This window comes from Blautia liquoris (assembly GCF_015159595.1).
In the GTDB taxonomy this organism is placed as follows: domain Bacteria; phylum Bacillota; class Clostridia; order Lachnospirales; family Lachnospiraceae; genus Novisyntrophococcus; species Novisyntrophococcus liquoris.
This window is the reverse complement of sequence record NZ_CP063304.1, coordinates 1,381,228-1,399,924: the sequence shown is the minus strand read 5'-3', so window position 1 is coordinate 1,399,924 and position 18,697 is coordinate 1,381,228. Positions and strand designations below refer to the sequence as shown.

General features: G+C 40.4%; 24 protein-coding genes and 1 pseudogene. 9 read left to right on the top strand and 16 right to left on the bottom strand.

From position 1 onward, the window contains the following. Nucleotides 1-252: 252 nt before the first annotated feature. From INP51_RS06345 to INP51_RS06285, 13 genes are all read right to left on the bottom strand, one after another. The gene (locus INP51_RS06345; protein ID WP_193736875.1) at nt 253-690 is read right to left on the bottom strand and encodes a hypothetical protein; all 438 of its coding nucleotides are present in this window, start codon (nt 688-690) and stop codon (nt 253-255) included. Then, nucleotides 665-943 carry a hypothetical protein gene (locus INP51_RS06340; RefSeq protein ID WP_193736874.1) on the bottom strand — a complete coding sequence of 93 codons (279 nt, stop codon included), beginning with the start codon at nt 941-943 and terminating at the stop codon, nt 665-667. The genes INP51_RS06345 and INP51_RS06340 overlap by 26 nt, the downstream gene beginning before the upstream one ends. A gap of 13 nt (nt 944-956) precedes the next feature. Next, the gene (locus tag INP51_RS06335) at nt 957-1,259 is read right to left on the bottom strand and encodes a hypothetical protein (RefSeq protein WP_193735288.1); all 303 of its coding nucleotides are present in this window, start codon (nt 1,257-1,259) and stop codon (nt 957-959) included. After that, on the bottom strand, nt 1,256-1,699 hold the full coding sequence (locus INP51_RS06330) for a hypothetical protein (RefSeq protein WP_193735289.1): 444 nt from the start codon (nt 1,697-1,699) through the stop codon (nt 1,256-1,258). The genes INP51_RS06335 and INP51_RS06330 overlap by 4 nt, the downstream gene beginning before the upstream one ends. Continuing rightward, the gene (locus tag INP51_RS06325) at nt 1,700-2,413 is read right to left on the bottom strand and encodes a Rha family transcriptional regulator (RefSeq protein ID WP_193735290.1); all 714 of its coding nucleotides are present in this window, start codon (nt 2,411-2,413) and stop codon (nt 1,700-1,702) included. A 12-nt stretch (nt 2,414-2,425) separates the two neighbouring features. Beyond that, nucleotides 2,426-2,986, bottom strand: coding sequence for a hypothetical protein (locus INP51_RS06320; protein WP_193736873.1), 561 nt, complete (start codon nt 2,984-2,986; stop codon nt 2,426-2,428). Between the two features lie 12 nt (nt 2,987-2,998). Then, nucleotides 2,999-3,865 carry a DUF4373 domain-containing protein gene (locus tag INP51_RS06315; RefSeq protein WP_193736872.1) on the bottom strand — a complete coding sequence of 289 codons (867 nt, stop codon included), beginning with the start codon at nt 3,863-3,865 and terminating at the stop codon, nt 2,999-3,001. Between the two features lie 8 nt (nt 3,866-3,873). Next, on the bottom strand, nt 3,874-4,365 hold the full coding sequence (locus tag INP51_RS06310) for a RusA family crossover junction endodeoxyribonuclease (protein WP_230406891.1): 492 nt from the start codon (nt 4,363-4,365) through the stop codon (nt 3,874-3,876). A gap of 43 nt (nt 4,366-4,408) precedes the next feature. Then, nucleotides 4,409-5,386 (bottom strand): recombinase RecT, encoded by a 978-nt coding sequence (locus INP51_RS06305; protein WP_193736871.1) that lies wholly within the window; start codon nt 5,384-5,386, stop codon nt 4,409-4,411. Between the two features lie 3 nt (nt 5,387-5,389). Then, nucleotides 5,390-6,286, bottom strand: a complete 897-nt coding sequence (locus tag INP51_RS06300; RefSeq protein WP_193736870.1) for a DUF1351 domain-containing protein — start codon at nt 6,284-6,286, stop codon at nt 5,390-5,392. Between the two features lie 9 nt (nt 6,287-6,295). After that, on the bottom strand, nt 6,296-6,958 hold the full coding sequence (locus INP51_RS06295; RefSeq protein ID WP_193736869.1) for a YqaJ viral recombinase family nuclease: 663 nt from the start codon (nt 6,956-6,958) through the stop codon (nt 6,296-6,298). Between the two features lie 6 nt (nt 6,959-6,964). Beyond that, nucleotides 6,965-7,180 carry a hypothetical protein gene (locus INP51_RS06290; protein WP_193736868.1) on the bottom strand — a complete coding sequence of 72 codons (216 nt, stop codon included), beginning with the start codon at nt 7,178-7,180 and terminating at the stop codon, nt 6,965-6,967. 128 nt (nt 7,181-7,308) lie between these two features. Beyond that, nucleotides 7,309-7,539 carry a hypothetical protein gene (locus INP51_RS06285; protein WP_193736867.1) on the bottom strand — a complete coding sequence of 77 codons (231 nt, stop codon included), beginning with the start codon at nt 7,537-7,539 and terminating at the stop codon, nt 7,309-7,311. A gap of 129 nt (nt 7,540-7,668) precedes the next feature. Here INP51_RS06285 and INP51_RS06280 point away from each other — a divergent pair, with 129 nt between their 5' ends. Beyond that, the gene (locus INP51_RS06280) at nt 7,669-8,283 is read left to right on the top strand and encodes a hypothetical protein (protein WP_193736866.1); all 615 of its coding nucleotides are present in this window, start codon (nt 7,669-7,671) and stop codon (nt 8,281-8,283) included. Here INP51_RS06280 and INP51_RS06275 read toward each other — a convergent pair. Together INP51_RS06275 and INP51_RS06270 are read right to left on the bottom strand one after the other, a co-directional pair. Beyond that, nucleotides 8,274-8,549, bottom strand: coding sequence for a hypothetical protein (locus INP51_RS06275; protein WP_193736865.1), 276 nt, complete (start codon nt 8,547-8,549; stop codon nt 8,274-8,276). The genes INP51_RS06280 and INP51_RS06275 overlap by 10 nt on opposite strands. Nucleotides 8,550-8,622: 73 nt before the next feature. Beyond that, a complete protein-coding gene (locus INP51_RS06270) occupies nt 8,623-8,841 on the bottom strand; it encodes a helix-turn-helix domain-containing protein (RefSeq protein ID WP_193736864.1) in 219 nt (72 codons plus the stop codon). A 160-nt stretch (nt 8,842-9,001) separates the two neighbouring features. On the opposite strand from INP51_RS06270, the gene INP51_RS06265 reads away from it, so the two are divergent. The 8 genes and pseudogenes from INP51_RS06265 (at nt 9,002) to INP51_RS06230 (ending at nt 15,015) form a co-directional block, all read left to right on the top strand. Continuing rightward, entirely contained in the window at nt 9,002-9,460 is a 459-nt protein-coding gene (locus tag INP51_RS06265) for a helix-turn-helix domain-containing protein (protein WP_193736863.1), read from the top strand. Nucleotides 9,461-9,482: 22 nt separating this feature from the next. Beyond that, entirely contained in the window at nt 9,483-9,950 is a 468-nt protein-coding gene (locus tag INP51_RS06260; RefSeq protein WP_193736862.1) for an ImmA/IrrE family metallo-endopeptidase, read from the top strand. A gap of 69 nt (nt 9,951-10,019) precedes the next feature. Beyond that, a complete protein-coding gene (locus tag INP51_RS06255; protein WP_193736861.1) occupies nt 10,020-10,775 on the top strand; it encodes a hypothetical protein in 756 nt (251 codons plus the stop codon). Nucleotides 10,776-11,149: 374 nt separating this feature from the next. After that, nucleotides 11,150-11,599, top strand: coding sequence for a DUF6978 family protein (locus tag INP51_RS06250; protein ID WP_193736860.1), 450 nt, complete (start codon nt 11,150-11,152; stop codon nt 11,597-11,599). Between the two features lie 12 nt (nt 11,600-11,611). Beyond that, entirely contained in the window at nt 11,612-12,373 is a 762-nt protein-coding gene (locus INP51_RS06245) for a DUF1829 domain-containing protein (RefSeq protein ID WP_193736859.1), read from the top strand. Nucleotides 12,374-12,509: 136 nt separating this feature from the next. Further along, entirely contained in the window at nt 12,510-13,922 is a 1,413-nt protein-coding gene (locus INP51_RS06240; RefSeq protein WP_193736858.1) for a recombinase family protein, read from the top strand. A gap of 7 nt (nt 13,923-13,929) precedes the next feature. Then, nucleotides 13,930-14,484 (top strand): annotated as a pseudogene (locus tag INP51_RS06235) (manganese catalase family protein); the annotation flags it as partial. A 33-nt stretch (nt 14,485-14,517) separates the two neighbouring features. After that, the gene (locus INP51_RS06230) at nt 14,518-15,015 is read left to right on the top strand and encodes a superoxide dismutase family protein (RefSeq protein WP_193736856.1); all 498 of its coding nucleotides are present in this window, start codon (nt 14,518-14,520) and stop codon (nt 15,013-15,015) included. A gap of 74 nt (nt 15,016-15,089) precedes the next feature. On the opposite strand, the gene INP51_RS06225 is transcribed toward INP51_RS06230, so the two are convergent. Then, the gene (locus tag INP51_RS06225; protein ID WP_193736855.1) at nt 15,090-18,521 is read right to left on the bottom strand and encodes an ATP-binding cassette domain-containing protein; all 3,432 of its coding nucleotides are present in this window, start codon (nt 18,519-18,521) and stop codon (nt 15,090-15,092) included. Nucleotides 18,522-18,697 lie beyond the last annotated feature (176 nt).

The following is an 18,697-nucleotide window of genomic DNA, read 5'->3' as shown; positions in this document are numbered from 1 at the left end:
CTTTTTCTTTGATTATATCCCACAATCTACCAATAATCAACATTAAAAAGCACCCAGCAGCGCGTAATGTCTGCCAGATGCTAAAGATAAAAAAATGGGGAGGTACCTCCGCATATAAGCGGAGCAATCAGCTACCAAGATCTGACCCCTGGCAGCCGAGATAAAATGTTTAAGAGATTTCATATATGTGAATCAGTTTGAGAACTCTTCTTTTAATTGTTCTCAGCTTATACTATAGCACATCTCATAGTATCATTTAGTATCCACTTTGTTTAATGGAAAGTTAATCAGAGCTTTCCCGTGTATTTTAAGCACTGATTTCTCTCTGTAGTGCATTTCCTTTGCGATCTCTCCCCATTTTAGTCCTTTGATATACCTCCACCACAAAACACTCTTCTCTGCCTCGCAACCCATTGAACTAATCTTTGAGTTGATCTCTCTCCTGATGCTCGCCTTGTCCTCTAACTTGCACTGCAGGTCCCACAGCAGATCATCAAGGTGCGCTGCATACGCTGAAAGATCTGTCTGGTTATGACTGTGCGGCATATCGTCCAGGATGACTGATGGGCACATTTTATCTAACCGCAACTGCTCTATTTCATTTTTGATTCTCTGTTCTTCCCTAACTGATTTCTGATAAGATTTCAAATACTCCTTTTTCCTGTCATTTTCCATTTTTATTGCTTCCATAGTCGCCTCCTGATGTCCCTGACAATATTCCGAGTAACTCCCCGTATGTAAAGCTTTCATACCCACCTCTCTTGCAATCTCGAAAGAAAACATAGTTAGGATAAAATGTCAGCGGCTGCATAGGTCTTTTACTGTCATCATTTGTGTCCGCACATCCAGATCGGATCATATAAGTCTTCCCTGTATTCAATCGTTTAGTAACCCATGCCTTCGCATCTTCTCTTGTAATCCCTGTCAACTCTTCACTCGTCATCTGCTCATCCCCCTTATATGTTATATGTTGCACGCCACATAGGCACCCATGCAATTACTTCATCTCTTGGTTCTGACAGGATCTCCACGCCGTTCCATGTACAACTTACAACTTCATACTCGCAATCCCCATCCCTGTAGGTCCATTCTCCATCTAAGAAGACTGCCTCGCAGATTTCTACATACTCCTCATGGTATCCCTTTTGGTCATCGGGTAAAAGCGAATCAAAATCCGATACCCACGCATGGTGCCTGATCTTTGCAAGTACTCTTTCTCCAGTGTTCGGGATCCGCTCGTCTGTTGATATCCATTTCATTGCTCTTCCTCCTCTGGTCTATATGGATCTGGTAGTTGCATCCACGCTACAACCCCACTCATGCTTCCGGACCCATGCCAACACCCGGCACTATAATAAGCGCGATTAACAGATTTGAGCCCCTTTTTCGTCTTGCAAGACACAAGCATTATCTTGTCCTCAGGTGGAAGCATCTCCGACACTGGAGTCCACCTATGCTTCCGTTTCTCCGCCTGTAATTTCACTGTTGCCTGCACCGCCTGGCTCCCGTCCCATTCATTTAACCGTTCTACCTCTTCCGGGCTAAGATCCGTATCCTCATAATCCTTTAGCTTGCACAACGCACCATATATCCTCTGTCTTGTGTGCTCGGATAGTGCTTCCCCCACATGCAGATCTTTCCACTGCAAGCCCTTTAATCTCCAGTTGCCCTGATCATCACATTCTATCAATCGTCCCATTTACGCCACCTCCCTGTTATTCTTCCATATCTCCATTTTCAGATTTGTATCAGGGGCCCATGTTCCCAGGTACTCAATAGCTTCATCAAACTGAGTTGTAGGAGTATCTTTATACGACGCGATCTCAAAGTAATCCTTGTAATCCCTCCAGATCGTACGGAATACCCTGTCTCTGAGCTTTCTGTTCTTATATGCTGCGGAACGTTTGCCTCCCATTGCCTCAATGCCTACACAGTGATGTTTGTCGTTGATAGCCTTCTGTTGACCATAATCAATGGTCATTGTATTTTCCAGGTGATCAATCCGCCGCTCATGTGTCTCCATGTGGCCCATAACCAGCTGAATCTTCTTGTCATGGGCAAATATAGCCTGAAGCTCCGGAGATAGCTGTGAGAGGTCAAATCCGTGCGATATTGTATCCTCCATCTCATGGAAACGATCGATGTACTTAGCCGTGAACTCTGTACCTTTGATTCCGGTCAATTTATGTGCTATAAATTCACAACCTTTCTTCGTGATCCTGTAGCACGGACGCTCTTCACCTTTTCCATCTGTATACGACGAAGCAGCGAAGAAATCAACGAATCCAATATTGGACTGGTTAAATTGATCAGTGTAATTCCTTATATCCCGCATCAGTTTGCTATGTTCTTTTCCTACCATTTCAGCCACTTCTCGGCTGTCAATATATTTGCTCTCTAATCTCTTAACCATAATCTTTTCCTCCTAAATGAAATCAAAAATACTAAGCTGTCCTAGTTTCTCAGGTTCATCCGGCTTTTCTTCTGTCAGCAGTTTCTCTAACTTTTCACGGCATTTTATAAATGACTCCTGATAAATCTGTGGACGTTCATGCCTACGCATCCCCACCAGGTCATCGCTAAGGATAAACATCAACAGTCCATCCACATAGTTAATTACATTTGTCAATCTTATATCACGGGCATCGTCACTTGAAATATCATTACGGTGCTTAACAAGAAACTGGTAATTTTCATCTGCCTTATAGATCTCAAAAGACTTTTTTGCATGCGCTCTAATCTCATCTGCCCTTGCCATATATTTGCTATCAATCTCAGGCGGAAGTTCCTTGTTATAGATCTCAGGAAAATAATCAAGTTTTTCCATGTCCCTTTTATAACTGATAATATGATTCCGAGTGAGATCTAAATTGATACCATCTTCATAAAAGGGGTCTTGCCCACCATATCTATATAGATTTCTCCAATGTTCGTACTCATTGATGCATTTCATTTCGAGTTCTTTTCTCTCGTCTTTTTTTTTCATTATCTGCATCCCCTATTTGTTCAACAACTGAGACTCCAATTTTTCATAGTCATAGTCTCGCTGATGAAAGTTATTGAATTTATTATTTTTTGATGGCTGGTTTTTTCCGGATGAATTTTTCAAAGGATAAAAGCTTTTCCATCCGCTTACAGTAGCTTTGTTTGCTATTTCTATTCTTTCCTTGTCATCAGCACCCATAGATGATAATTCTTGTCGTAATAACTTAATCTGTTCTGCTGACAACTTTTGACTATGTTGCTTCCTACAAGTGATAAATAACTGAAAGGCATCTTCGAGCGACTGATTATTAAATAAGTTGGTCGGCGCAGCTGTCTCTATATGTTTCTTTTCTTTTACTTTCCTTTCTTTTCCTTTACTTTCCTTTGTGGCATTATTCTCGGAACTTGAATCGTTATTCTTAGAATAATTATCATTATTCATGGAATTATTTATAGAAGAGTTCACTTTAATAAAGGTTTCCGTTTCTTCTTTTGAAAGAAGCCAGTACCTTTCAATTTTGACGGGATTTTTAATGGCCCTGCTTTTAACCATGAGCTGATACCGTCTTTGTATTCCGGCTGAGGTTAAGACAGCGTCCGACTGAAAAAGCTGTTTATCAAACATCGACCGTTCCAATAAGAATGTCAAAACCTGCTTCACCTTATCGCAGTTCATATTCAGATCGTCTGAAATAATGAACGTATAATCCTGATCTATTTCTAAATAATATCCACTTTTATAAATCTCACACAGCAGGTACATGTAGAGAGTAATTCCATCTGCGCCATACCGTGCTTTCAATATCTTGATCTTTTTATCTGAGAAAAAGTCCACGTCCAAACAAAAGTACTGGTTACCCTTTTGCCTGGGTCTTGCCATACAATCACCTACTTTTCTATGCTTACAATCGTTACCTCTGTAAAGGCCCTTTCTCCATAAATTTTATTTGCTGTAACATTTATAACCTGAGTATCATCTTTATAAGCCAATCCATTTAGTGCATCCAACACTGCTTTTACAATATTATCGACATCCGGTTTCTTCGTAGGAAGGACTTCTCCATTCAACATTCTTTTACGCTGCTTTTTTGATGTACTCTTGGTAGGCTCAAAGCATGCATTGATACATACTGAAAGAGGTTCCTCGTGATCAAACATTACATCTGTTGTCTGCATATAGCAGGCCTTTATGTAATTCTCATACAAAACCGTCTTACCAGGTGTATACGATGTTACCTTACCAACCTTTGGATTGTATCCAGTTCTTGCCCTGGCCTTGCCCTGAGGCTTTCCCGGGACTTTAAATATAATGCTTCCCATTGTCTTGTCCTTTCCGTCTGCCGGCACTCGTGATCCGGCAGACATAAGTTTATTTTCCATGATATATAAAGAATGATCTTAATAGATCAATTACGAGTCTGAATCAATTAAAGAATGCGTCTTCCATGCTCATCTGCTGCCCCTGATCTTTTTCCTGAGGTGTCTGTTCGGGCTGTTTCTGTGCTTCCTGTGGCTGTGATTCTTTGTATTCCTGATCTTCTACCACATCATCATCCTGTGGTTCGTTATCGACGTAATCAGGTTGTCCATCATCTTTGATCACTGCCATGTCCTTTTCAAATGCGTTCTGGAGATCAATACTCATAATGCCCCATTTACTGATCAATTGTCTCAACATCGTTTTCTTTGCCATTCCATCAAAGTCCTGGTACCAGAACGATGAATACTTCCATTCATCACCTTTTGGAAAATTCCCGTTCTCGAAATCTTCAAAGGAAACCCTGCTGCGCTTTGGATTGCTGTTCTCTACGGCGTTTAGGTGGAATGCCTGGCTGTAGCGGTCCGCATGTGCCAGCATCTTTTTCTTTGACCAGTACATCGTCTTTCGAAACCCGTTCGCATACTCGAACATCGCATAGTATCCGATAGTTGGCATTTCCTCACGAACCACATCATCCTCGATCAGATCCACCTCAATTTCTTCTTCCAGGGGATCATACCGGATCAGCTCTCCATCTTTGATTTCCAGAACATTCAGCTTCTTGTAGTATCCGGATCTCTCGGCCAATTGCAGATACCCTTTATATCCAAGTTGAAACTGTGCTTCCTTCTGCCCGGTTTTGCGGTTATTGTATGGCACCATGTAGAATTGCCCCAGCTGTGGGGAAGGGGAAAGATTTAATGCCTCTCCCAGAAGCGCCGCCGATAAGATACTGGGGTTCGTACACTCCTGCAACGTTGGTGTCGTCTGTACTGCTGATACAATACTGGAGATGAAACGTGCTCCATTTTTTCCACCTACGATGCTATTTATCTGTCTTTTGACCGCATCCTGTGTTAGGTATGTTGCCATTCCTGTCTTCTGCTGCTTCTTCTTTGCTAAACTGTTCTGTACTGCCATGTCTTATTCCGCCTTCCCAAATTTGATGTTGTTATCTAACATGTACTGACGGATCCCCATCAGCTGTTCTCTTGTGCCCCATGCTCTGAAATCAATGCTCATGATTGGATCTGTCTTCTGATCCTGCTGAGACTCCGGAGAATTCTCTGAATTGTCTTCTTTCTTTGATTCTGTAACCGATTTCGATTTTTCCTGAGCTTTCTGTGTTGCTGTCTCTTTCTGTCTCAGTTCCGTTTGACGCTTGAGCTCTTCCTCCTTGGCTTTCTGCTCTGCCTCGTAAGCAAGCTTCCGTTTCTGTATCTCTGCCAGCCTCTGGCCTTCCTGGATTGCCTGATTCATGTCCAGTGTTTTCTTATATAGCTCCTTTGCTTCAAAAGCAAATTCCGGAAGCTTCCGGATTGTTTCAAGCTCATGTCCGATCTGAAACATCTGGCTCTTCATCTGCTCCTCAATCTTTGACATCGCCACTGATGCATTTAGCCATTTCGAGTCAAATATTTTATCCAGAGTAACAAAGTTTTGAAAACCAAGGGATCCAAACAACTCTTCAATATCTTTCTGCTTTTGAGCTTTCTTCTGGTCGTCAACTTCTTTGATCTGTGAATCAATTAAAGCAATGGGTTCATCTATCAATGAAACGATTTCTTTTACCTGTTTTTCGAACTTGGTGTATGGTTCCATGCACTGTTTCTTGATCTTCTTACGCTCATCCTCAAAGGCTGTTCGCAGCTTGTTCAGCTTTGCTCGGTCTGCTTTTGCGTCCTTAATATTCTCCTCTGTAAAAGCCAGGCTCTTGTATTCCTGCATTGTTGCGGTAATTTCCTGCTTCAGTTCCTCATTATTCCACTGGATTTCTTTTATAAAGTCATTTTCCTGTGGACTCATAATTCTCAGTTCCATATAATCCTCCTAAATTTCTGGTAATATCAGTGGCGGTTTCCTACCGCTCTCCACACAGTTCCAAAACCTCTGCTCCACTTCCAGGAGCATGTCCAGATCGTCCGTAACCTCTGAACGTTCGATAAAATAATGCCGGACCGATGTCTGCCGACCTGCGCCGCCCCAGTCTGTTCTCAAGTGGGCTCGCAGGACTACAAATTGATAACCAGTAACAAGTAAGTAATGTAAAACCTGTATGTAGTAGTTATCCGGTATTCGCTCTTTCCATTTGTCAAACATTCTTCCGTTCCTGATGTTGCTGGTTTTAATCTCCAAAATACCCCGGCGGCCATCCTGATCAGTAAGTTCTCCGTCCAGTGAAGCTTGCATAAAGGGATATTTGTTACTTCTCAATATTCTGTTCTCATGATACTCAACTTTATATTCCGGATAATCCAATGAAAACAGTTCCCGGATCAGCGGTTCTGCCATAGTGCCATACTTGACATAGGGTTTGTCCGAAATATCTTCCGGAGTCCACTGCCCTGTCTTCTCCTCATACAGTTCTGTGTTGGTCTTGTATGGATTCAGCCCCAACACAGCCGCGGCATCGGATCCACCAATTCCAAAGGTACGGGCTTTCAGCCAGGCATCATGATCTTTTGTATCGATTATGGTGTAGATTTCTTCCATATGGCCCTATTCTCCATTGTAAAATGCTTCATTGTATCCTATAATAGAAGTGATGGTTTTAGTTTTTTGGTCCTGAGGGTGGCTGCTCTCAGGACCTCTTTCTATGTCTTTCAACGCATTTGCGATTGTAAGTTTCCATCGTTGTTCTTCATATCGAGGTATTTCGTGTACTTCATCTGCGATGTGCTGCATGATGACTGCGATTTTTTCTTCTCTTGTCATACATCTTTCTCCCTTCCTCAATGCCTGACAGGGTCATAAGGTAAATCATTAAATAAACCCACAGGCTGTTACATATTGCCTCGATCATCTCCATCCCTGAAGCAAACATCCCGCAGAACACTACAAAGCTAAGCTCCACTGACAGAATCGACGCCCGTATGTATATCATGATCTCCTGCATGTTTCTCCTCTCTGTCGGATGTATCTTCTGGCTCCTTGATCCGTTCATATCCTAAGCGGTCAAACGCTGCATCCATACGTCCCACAACAATCTCCTGTGCCTTATCTCTTCCGATTTCATCGATAGTGTAATATTTTCCATCAATGATAAATCTTGGAACAATCTTGATATCGTTCAATGTACTCACCTCCTTCTTCTATTGATATGAATTACTGTTTGTACGACTTTCCAAATATGTGTTCCTTTAAATTGAACTTTATCTTGCAATATGGTAGAATTCTTTCAATACACACTTGGAGGTGCTTTTATGAATGAATTTCTTGCTTTTGCTTCCTGTCTACTATCTGCAATATCCGTGACTATACTTGTCAAGAACGAGGTAACCCGATATAAAAATGAAAAAATGAAATTAATCATCACTCCACAGAAAAAAGTTTCAAATAATTTGGATAATTTTTTTTACTTGCATCTAACCTTTTCAAACGAATCAGCTCTTCCCATATCAATCTTGAATTTAAGACTTTACGAGTCTGGTGATTATTCCTCTACGTATCATCCTGAGGGGTTTAACGATGGATTTCTCACCATTGATGCGGTCGATGTAAAATCAACCTTAAGAATGTCACATCAATATATAAAAGACTACAAGACTCTTTCTGTTACTACTCCTTTCGTCATAGGACCCTATAGCGCCATCGGTGGTTACTTTGCCTTCTGGGAAGGCGGGGATGACTCCTTTATTATTGGAAATAAAGAAGTAGAGCTCTTTGTAACCACCTCGCGGAAAATGTATAAAATCGAAATGCACCTTAGTTGGGGCAATTTTTACGACATCTCCTATCAAGATAATGGTGATATATTTGGACTTGCAGTTGGCGGTAAAAGCCATCAAGAAACTTCCATCCCAGACAATTACCGGTAATTGTAACCCACGTTGTATTTCTTCTTTTTATACTTGACGTCAGCCCCGCAATATGGGCATTTTCCAGTTTTGGGTTTTATAATTATGTACCTTTGAAAATGTCCATAGTTGCATTTAGGGCAAACCGCCATTACTGATCTGTGAGTCTTGTACCTTTTTTTTCGGGCTCTATCTTCTTTGAAATTCCCTGCTGTCATCTGAATTATTGAAATCAATATGAACGCTTGCATCATCAAAGTCATAATTTGTATGATCGTAAGATACATTCTTTCACCTCCTCTCAAGATCCAGCAAGTGGATTTATACCGCTTCTTTATCTTGATTCTTATTATTCGCATATCATGCGACAAATTGACTAAAAAAAATTGCGTTTGCTTCTTCCTTTTTGAGTTTCAAAATATTGACAATCATATCCGCTTCTCTAATAGAAAACTCTTCCCCATCAGAATTTAATCTTCTATAAAATGTGGCTCTATTCATGCCAAGGGCAAGTGATAGTTCTTCTACATTCATACCATGTTCTATCATCTTTCCACGTAATTTATTTGTATTTACCATGGTCTCACCTCCTTTGATTAATTCGCATATCATGCGACTACCTACATGATAACTTATCACATAGAATAAGTCAATACTTTTTTCGCATAATATGCAAAATATAGTTGCAACCATGCGAATACTATGCTACTATGTTAATATCTTAGAAAGGTGGAACGAAATGACAATTGGAGACAGAATAAAGCAGAGAAGATTAGAGCTTGATTTAAGTGTAGATGACCTTGCAGGCAGGCTAGGGAAGAACAGAGCCACTGTATATAGATATGAAAGTAATGACATTGAAAACTTGCCCATTACTCTGATGTCCACATTGGCAAAAGCATTGAATACAACGCCTGCTTTTCTAATGGGGTGGGAATGCGATGAACCTAGCCAGAATAAAATTACTGATCTAAGCAATCAAACTATCAGACTTATAAATGATAATATTGAGAAGCTTAATAATAATGGACAGAAAAAATTACTAGATTATTCTGAAATTCTTGTCGGAAACCCTGACTACGTAGAAGACAGTACGCCCATTCTTAATGCTGCACATGCAAGAACTGATATAAAGCAGACACCGGAAGGCAAGGCACATGATGATGCAATCATGATGGATCCAAAAGAATGGGAGTAATCTAATATGGGAGGGTGATAGTTTGACTTATGATGATCTGCTTATTGAAGCGGAAACAGAAAGACTTATCGTAAGGGAAAAACCCCTAAGTGATAATGATGGAAGAATCTATGGAAAATATGTGGCTATCAGAAAAAACATTCCGTCACTGGCAGAAAAGTCCTGCGTTTTGGCCGAAGAATTAGGACACTACTTTACAAACGCAGGAAATATTATTGATCAGGAAGCACTGAACAATCGGAAGCAAGAATATAAGGCCCGACTCTGGGGATATAACAAAAAGATTGGACTTCAAGGTATAATTCACGCTTTTGAACATGGCTGCCAGTCATGGGAAGAAACAGCCGAGTTTCTCGATGTTTCGCAGGAATATCTTTCAGATGCTATAAAATGCTATCATAGTAAATATGGTATCTGTACAACATTGGACTGCTATGTTATTTATTTTGAGCCCGCATTGGCTGTTGCAAGAATTGATAAGGTGTTTTAAAATGTCTTAAACTGATTTAACCGCAATGGTGCGATTAAAAATATATTCTACTACAAGGAGAAAAAGGTAATGAAAAAGAAAACTCTTATTGCAACTATTACTCTGATCACAACATTAACTTTTGCAGCGTGCGGTAGCACGGCACCCACAGCAACGAACAAGCAGCCTGCATCAACAAGCACTTCTGTATCTGCGAATACTACCAGTAGTACATCAACTTCTACTGCATCAACATCCACTGCAGAACCGGAGACAAAAGCTGAGCCGACCAAAGAGCACTTTGAGGCTGATCTGTCAGCTGGGAATTATATTGCCGGTATTGATCTACCATCGGGAACATATAATCTTACAGCCACATCGGGGCAGGGTAATGTCTCATCATCCAATATGTATACTGGGGGCCTTAATGAAGTAATGGGAACACCTGCAGATGATATGACTACAGAATCCTTTAATGGCTTAAAGTTAGATAAGGATATTCAACTTACCCTGGGAGGAGATGTAATATTACATGTTGTGGCAGAAGATGCAGATACTGGATCTGTAAAAGCGAGAACAGTTTCTGACGCTACCCCTATTGATCTAACTGCCGGAAACTACACATCAGGCACGGATTTTCCAGCAGGGAATTATAATGTAGTAGCAACGGGTGGAAGTGGAAATGTGAGTTCAAGCAATCTCTATGAAGGTGGCCTTAATGAAGTAATGGGAACCGAAGGCAATGACGGCATGACTATAACACAATATAATAATGCAATGTTTCCAGAAGGAACAACGCTTTCAATTTCCGGCACATCCGTACAGCTTGTACCTGTAGGTGAGTAATTTTAAAATATAGAAGAAAATAAAGATAAAATGCCAAAAATGTGGCAGTGAAAATGTTTCAATTGAAATGATGCAGACCGAGGGGAAAACAAAAAAACATGGAAATGGCTTTGGTGGTCACATGAATAATACTGCAAGAGGTTTAGCTGCTATAAGCACACTTGGAATGTCAAACCTTGTTTGGAAAAAATCCAAAGGGAAAGAAAAAACCTCTTTTAAAAATGAGAAAGTCTGCCTATGCCAGGACTGTGGTAAATCGTGGACGATCCGTTAAAATACAATTGAAAATGTAATAATAGTTACCCAGTGCAAAAAACACTGGGTAATTATAAAATAAGCACTCATACGATTGATAAATAAGGAGTTATAGTAAAATGAGCAACGATCGAAAATTGACGCAGGCTGAAGCTGATAAAATGCTTAATATGCTGAAGAAAACACTTCTTGAAGAAATAGAATTTCCTTCAAAAGGTAAATCAATTGAATTTGATGTTATCGGTGATACTAAAAAGGATATCTTTACAGCTAAAATATATCGTGGGAAAATCAATCACTTAAAATACGATTTTGGGGCAAGAATAAAAAAAGATGGGATTCTTCTACTAGAACTACACATAAATCCAAGCTCAGCTCATTTGAACCCAGATGGTAAGAAGATCATTGGCTCACATTGGCATATCTATTCAGAGAAATATGGGAGAAAGCTTGCTTTCTTAGCAGAGGATATTACGTCTGAAAATTTTGTAGAGAATACATTGAAGTTCTTTAAAAAGTTTAATATAATAGAAGGACCAAAGGTTTATTGTCAAGAAGAATTTTTGTAAAAGGAGGAGCACATGGATATCCAAAAATATATAGATGAATATATTAATTGGTTGAGAAAAGAAATTTCTGTCACCAAAATAGGCGAATATTATGAAATAAACACTCCTTTTTTAGATACAGATAATGATTATCTCCAATTTTATGTAAAAATTGATAAAGATGAAATTTTCTTTACAGATGACGGAAATACCATAAATAAACTTGAGATGACTGGATTTAATTTTACTCAAAATCGCAAAAAACAGTTGATGGGAATTTTAGAACAATATGGAGTTAATTTATCACAAAAGGAATTAACACTCAAGGCGCCGGCTGAAAATTTTCCACAAAAAAAGCACGCTTTTGTACAATGTCTCATCCATGTAACAGATATGTATATGACCGCTAGGAGCAAAACTACTTCCTTCTTTTTGGATGATATACAATCGTTTTTTGCAGATAATGATATTTTTTGTATGGAAAATGTTCAGTTTACTGGAAAATCTGGTTTCTCACATAACTATGACTTTGCAATTCAGCGTTCAAGAGTTATGCCAGAAAGACTTTGTTTGGCAATAAATAATCCAACAAAAACATCAGCAAGCAATGCTCTATTTGCATGGAGTGACACACGTCCTTCACGAAAACAGGGAAGTCAACTTATTGTATTTCTTAATGATACTACTAATACAATTAGTTCTGGTGTTGAAGAAGGATTTTCAAATTATGATGTAAATTCAATTAGATGGAGTGAACGAGAAAATAAAGAAAACATAGACTTGCTTGCTTCATGAAAACCTTAATTGATTATTATCAGACTGATGAGAAATATTAACTATTAAGTCCTTACAAAAAAAGAGGGCTTTTTGTTATATTTATTCCATTTTCTATCTGATAATTATTTAAAATTAAGATAAGGAGTTAATTTAGATGGAAAAATTAAGAACCGGTGCACTATATATCCGTGTCAGCACCGCTGATCAGGCCGAACTGTCACCCGATGCACAGAAACGACTGCTGCTTGAATATGCGAAAAAGAATCATATCATAATTGGTGAGGATTTTATTTACGAAGAAAGTGTTTCCGGCCGGCATGCACAGAAAAGGCCCAAATTTCAGGAAATGATTGCCATGGCCAAGTCCCTGGCGCATCCGATCGATGTCATACTTGTATGGAAATACTCTCGTTTTGCACGTAACCAGGAAGAATCAATCGTGTACAAAAGTATGCTGAAACGAGACAATGTGGACGTGATCAGCATCTCTGAACCCCTGATCGACGGTCCTTTCGGCTCCCTGATTGAACGTATCATTGAATGGATGGATGAGTACTACTCTATCCGACTCTCAGGCGAGGTATTACGTGGCATGAAAGAAAAAGCCCTGCGAAATGGATATCAGTCCGTTCCCAGCTTGGGATACCAGGCTGTCGGAAAGGGGAAAGCATTTGTTATCAATAACGATGAAATAGACATTGTGAAATTTATTATGGATTCCTATGATAACAAGAATCTGGATCCAAGCGGAATTGCCAGAAGGTGCAATGCTATGGGATACCATACCAGACGTGGGAATCTCTTTGAACGAAGGACGATTGAACGTATTCTGCGAAATCCTTTTTATTCCGGTACTGTAGCTTGGAATGGTGTGGAATTCGAGGGAGATCACGAAACAATTATATCGAAAGAACAATATAATAATCGGGTAAAATTAATGGATGCCAGAAAGAAAACACAGAGTCACGATGTCTCAACTTGCAGGCACTGGCTTTCAGGCCTAGTAACATGTTCTATCTGTGGTGCCTCCCTGGGGCACAACAATGCAAAAACTCCATTTTTTCAGTGTTGGAAATATGCCAAAGGATATCATGATAGTTCCTGCTACATCTCAGAACAAAAACTGGAACGGATGGTACTGCAGTATTTTGAAGACATCCTAAATGGGAAGGATTTTACATATAAGAGCAGATCAAATAAAGCAGCAATAAACAATGATGAGCTGACCTTCCTGAAACACGAACTCGATAAACTTGATACGAAAGAATCCCGCGTGAAAGATGCTTATGAAAACGAAATTGATTCCCTGGAGGAATATAAAGAGAATAAGGAACGATTGAATAGGCAGCGTGATGAAATCAAAGATAAGATCAAAGTGATAAAGGAAAGAAATGTTGATAATCCGGTGCCCAAAGAAGAAGCTCTTAAAGAAATAAGGAATGTCTATGAAATATTAAAGGACCCGACAGCATCCTATGAGGTAAAGGGGAACTTTATCCGGAGTATTGTCGATAAGATTGTTTTTGATCGTAAGAAGTGTCTTTTATTTTTTGATATAAAATTATAGGTTATTACAATACGGTGGACCTGACGGTGAGATGGGTGCTTCTATGCGTTATCTCTCGCAGCGTTTTGCAGCTCCGAACCGTATTACAATGGGTGTTTTAAATGATGTAGGTACTGAGGAACTGGCACATCTTGAGATGGTTTCTACGATCGTACATCAACTGACCTGCGATCTAACCCCAGAAGAAATTGAAAAAGGTGGATTTGCCAATTATTATGTGGATCATACTGTTGGCATATGGCCGCAGTCTGCAGGAGGAGTTCCCTTTAATGCAAATGAATTCTCATCGGTCGGTGACCCGCTTGCAGATTTATTCGAGGATCTCGCTGCAGAGCAAAAAGCCAGAAAGACCTATGACAATATTCTGCGCCTTGTAAAGGATCCGGAAGTCGCAGACCCGATCAGATTCTTAAGAGCTCGTGAAATCGTACATTTTCAAAGATTCGGCGAAGCTCTGCGTTCTGTTCAGGAACAGCTTGATTCCAAGAACTTCTACGCCTATAATCCAAGCTACGACGCTCCGACAACCTGCCCTCCCTGTGATGGTTCCTGTGAAAATTAGGAATAAAATATATAGGAAAGTTGGGTAAATGATATGAGAAAAAATCTAATCAGCGCTCTGTATTCCATCTGTGAAGCCGAACCTGAAGCATATGCACTGGTTTATGGGAGCGAAGAATATTATGAAATTCAAGGCTCTGTGTACTTCTTCCCACTCTGGGGTGGTACATTGGTAGCAGCCGAAGTGACTGGCCTTCCGGAAGGTGAAAATTACTGTGACGGACATTTCTTCGGATTTCATATACACGAAGGCGGAAAATGTTCCGGAAACGAAGATGATCCTTTTGCCGATGCTGGAGAGCATTATAATCCCCATGGATGTGATCATCCGAATCATGTCGGAGATATGCCTCCACTTCAGGCAGACAGAGGATATGCACTCTTAATCTTCTTTACCGATCGTTTTATCCCACAGGAAGTAGTTGGCCGTACCGTAGTAATCCACGATATGCCCGATGACTTCAAGACACAACCTTCCGGTGATTCCGGATCAAAAATTGCCTGCGGAGAAATAATGGAAAACAACATGTAATGATACCGAAGTTCAAAAGGTCAGGCTTTTCATACTTGCATGAAAAAGCCTGACCTAGAAACACGACAAACGCACTACTCGCTTCTCAGCGCTTCAACCGGATCTTTTCTCGCTGCCGCCGATGCCGGAAACAGTCCGGATATAAATGCCAGCAGCATACTGATTATTATTAGAACCAGGGCTGCATTAAAAGGCAGCTGGGCGATATTTTTAATTCCAAGTTTGTTATAGCCGATGATATTGGCGATGATAGTTAACACATAGGTCACCACAACACCCAGCATTCCTGCGGAGAAGCCAATGATCAGTGTCTCGGCATTGAAAACCCTTCGAACATCTTTCTTGCTGGCTCCAAGAGCACGTAAAATTCCGATTTCCTTCTTTCGTTCAAGAACAGAAATATAGGTGATGACTCCAATCATAATCGAAGAGACAATCAGTGAAATTCCGACGAATGCAATCAGTGCATAGCTAACGGTGTCGACAATATCAGTCACGGATGACATCATCGTTCCTACGAGATCGGTATAGCTGATCTTCTTTTCTTTGTCTTTCGATTTCTCCATCTTTTTGTTATACCCATCCAGGAAATTCACAATTTTCCCCTTTGAGTCAAAATTCTTTGGATAAAAATTGATCTGCTGGGGTTTATCCACTGTCGCATATCCGAGCTTTTTCATATTATTGTCGTAAGAGCTGTCCGCCTGCCTAAGCATGGTTGTCATCAGATCCATGATTTCATCTTCTGTCCTGTTTATTTTAAATGCAGAGGTAAATGCATTTTGATCGATACTGATTGCATTTTGCAGCTGCCCGGGAAGCTGTTTCATAGATTGCTTCATCTTACTCTCAATCTGAGTCTGCAGCTGTTTTCCAACTTTCGTCATCTGGCTGCTCATCTGGTCTTTAATCTGGTTTTCCAACTGCCCCATAACCTGTTTCATTTGGCTTTGCAGTGCACTTTGAATCTGTGACTGAAGCTGAGCGGCCAATTGCTCTTGGATGTTGGCCATCTGGCTTTTCATTTGACCCTGTATAGAAGCCGATACCTCCTGTACATAGGATGCAAGAGCCGTCTGTATATAATCCGAAACAGCTTTTTTTACTATCTCTTCAATACCTGAAGTTTTTACCACTTTATTAATTTCTCTGGCAATCGTTTCCTGGACTTTCGGTCTGCTAATATATTCCTGAAAATTGGCAATGATTTCAGCGGGATCGGTAACACCACTATTTATTGGATCACTCAAAAAATCTTTCAGTATATCTCCCATGATTTTATTTAGTGCTTCTTCCGGAATCCGAATCTTCTCCTCCAGTGCTCCATTCAATCCTTCTAAATCGATTTTTGGCGGCTTTATGCTTCCAGGGTCGATTTCAAATCCAGACATATCAATCCCCGAAAGATCGATATTGGATAAGTCCATCTTTGACATATCAAGTCCCGACACGTCAATCCCGGAAAGGTCGAACCCTGACAAGTCGAGTTCAGACATATCGCCGAGGTTTGAGAAATCCAAGTTGATTTTCGATTCATCGATCTTGAATGCTTCTTTCATCTTATTCTCATCGATGGTAAAAAGATCGGCAAAATCAAAGTCCTTCTGTGCATCCTTGTCTTTTTCCTCTGCAAAAGTCTTGCCGGTCAGTACATTCACCTCCGGGTTTTGAATCTGTTGTTTTACAACCTTTGAATCTTCCGCTTCTTTCATTAATTTAGTAATAAGCTCCGGCGTATAATTAATTCCGGGTGACAATGAAGTAGCCTTTGCATCCGGATCCGGCTGTACAACACCGACTACTTTCAGATCCATTCCATTCGAAAGAACCTTTTTCATATATTCATTGTTATCGGAGCGGTCAACCCATACTTTATAGTTGTCATCATACTGATAACGGCTCGCCGGGCTGATTACCTTGAACTTTGCCGACATAAGTTTATCATAGGTCAGATCAATATTGTTTTTATCGAGTTTTACCTTTGTATCCGGATTGTCAAGCAGAGCATTCAACATATCTTTTAGTTCGCTTCTCTGCCGCAGTCCCATTGCGTAGAGCACATAATCGGAGATACTTCCATCGGGCATCAGAACAAGAACTGTCTCATCATACTTTTTCGGCCATCGCCCGGCCTTGATCTTATACTGATTGTCATACATCGTACTTGGACCTGGCAATGGATGAAAAGCATCCATTCCCATTGAACCCGATGAACCGAATATTGCTGCATTTGCACCAAATCCATAACTAGTAAGCAGTGCATCCGGATTCACCTGATCAATACTTTTGTCCGTATTATCCAGGTAAATCTGTGGAGTAACATCATATACATACTGAATCGTTTTTACATTTGGGTCTATCTTCGATTTGTTTTTTTCGATATAAGCTTTAAATGATTTCAAATCGTTTTTATTCTGGTTTTGAAAGATACTCTCGACAATCTTTTGTTCTTTTACTTTTTCTGTTTTAGATTTTTTCGAAGAATCTTCCTTTGATTTCTCAGCTTCTGATCCAGATTTATCATCTGAATCATTTGCCCTCTGTCCCGCACTGGCCAGCAGGCTCTCAAAATCAAATCCCTTTTCCTGAATAGTCAGAGGATAGATACTCATGGTCTCTTCTTCCGTAGTTTCTATATACTCATCAATTCCATTTGCCAGAGCCAAGATAGCGGCAATTCCTATAATACCGATAGAACTTGCCAGGGCAACCATAAAGGTACGGCCCTTTTTTGTCATCAAATTGCTAAGTGAAAGTGAAATTGCCGTAAAAAGAGACATTCCAACTTTATGCGGTTCTTCAGCCGGCCGTTGTTCCTCTTTGTCAGGATCGAGGGGATTGGTGTCATCAATCAGTTTTCCATCCTGCAGACGGATAATTCGATTAGAATATTCGTCCGCCAATTCCGGGTTATGCGTCACCATGATGACAAGACGGTCTTTTGCAATCTTCTGAAGAAGATCCATCACTTGCCTGCTTGTTTTCGTATCCAGTGCACCGGTCGGTTCATCAGCCAGCAGAATCTCCGGGTTATTAATCAGTGCCCTTGCAATTGCGACACGCTGCATCTGCCCTCCTGAGAGTTGGCTCGGAAGTTTCCGGATATGCTCACCTAGTCCCACTTCCTCCAGCGCCTTAATTGCCCGTTCCCTGCGTTCTGTCGGTGAAACACCACTAAGTGTAAGTGCAAGTTCTACATTCGCAAGTATCGTCTGATGTGGAATCAAGTTATAACTTTGGAAGACAAAACCAATTCGATTGTTGCGATACGTATCCCAGTCACTTGATTTATATTTCTTTGTCGATATCCCATCAATTTCCAGATCCCCGGAATCATAATGGTCTAATCCCCCGATAATATTGAGCAGTGTCGTCTTTCCGGAACCGGAAGGCCCCAGAATCGCAGCAAACTCGTTATCTCTGAATGCCATTGAGACTCCGTCCAACGCCGTCTGGGTAAAATCATTGGTTTTATATGCTTTTCGTATATCTGTTAATCTCAACATAAAATTTGTGTATCACATTCTTCCTTTCATTAGTAGTATTCAAGTTAAAGTACAGGCGCACTTTCGCACCGAGTAATCTGTGTATCATTGTATCATACCCGAAGGATAATGAAAAGGAGCCGATGCTATAAGTTTTTACACCTATCTCATCGACTTCTTTATTATTCTTCATAGGA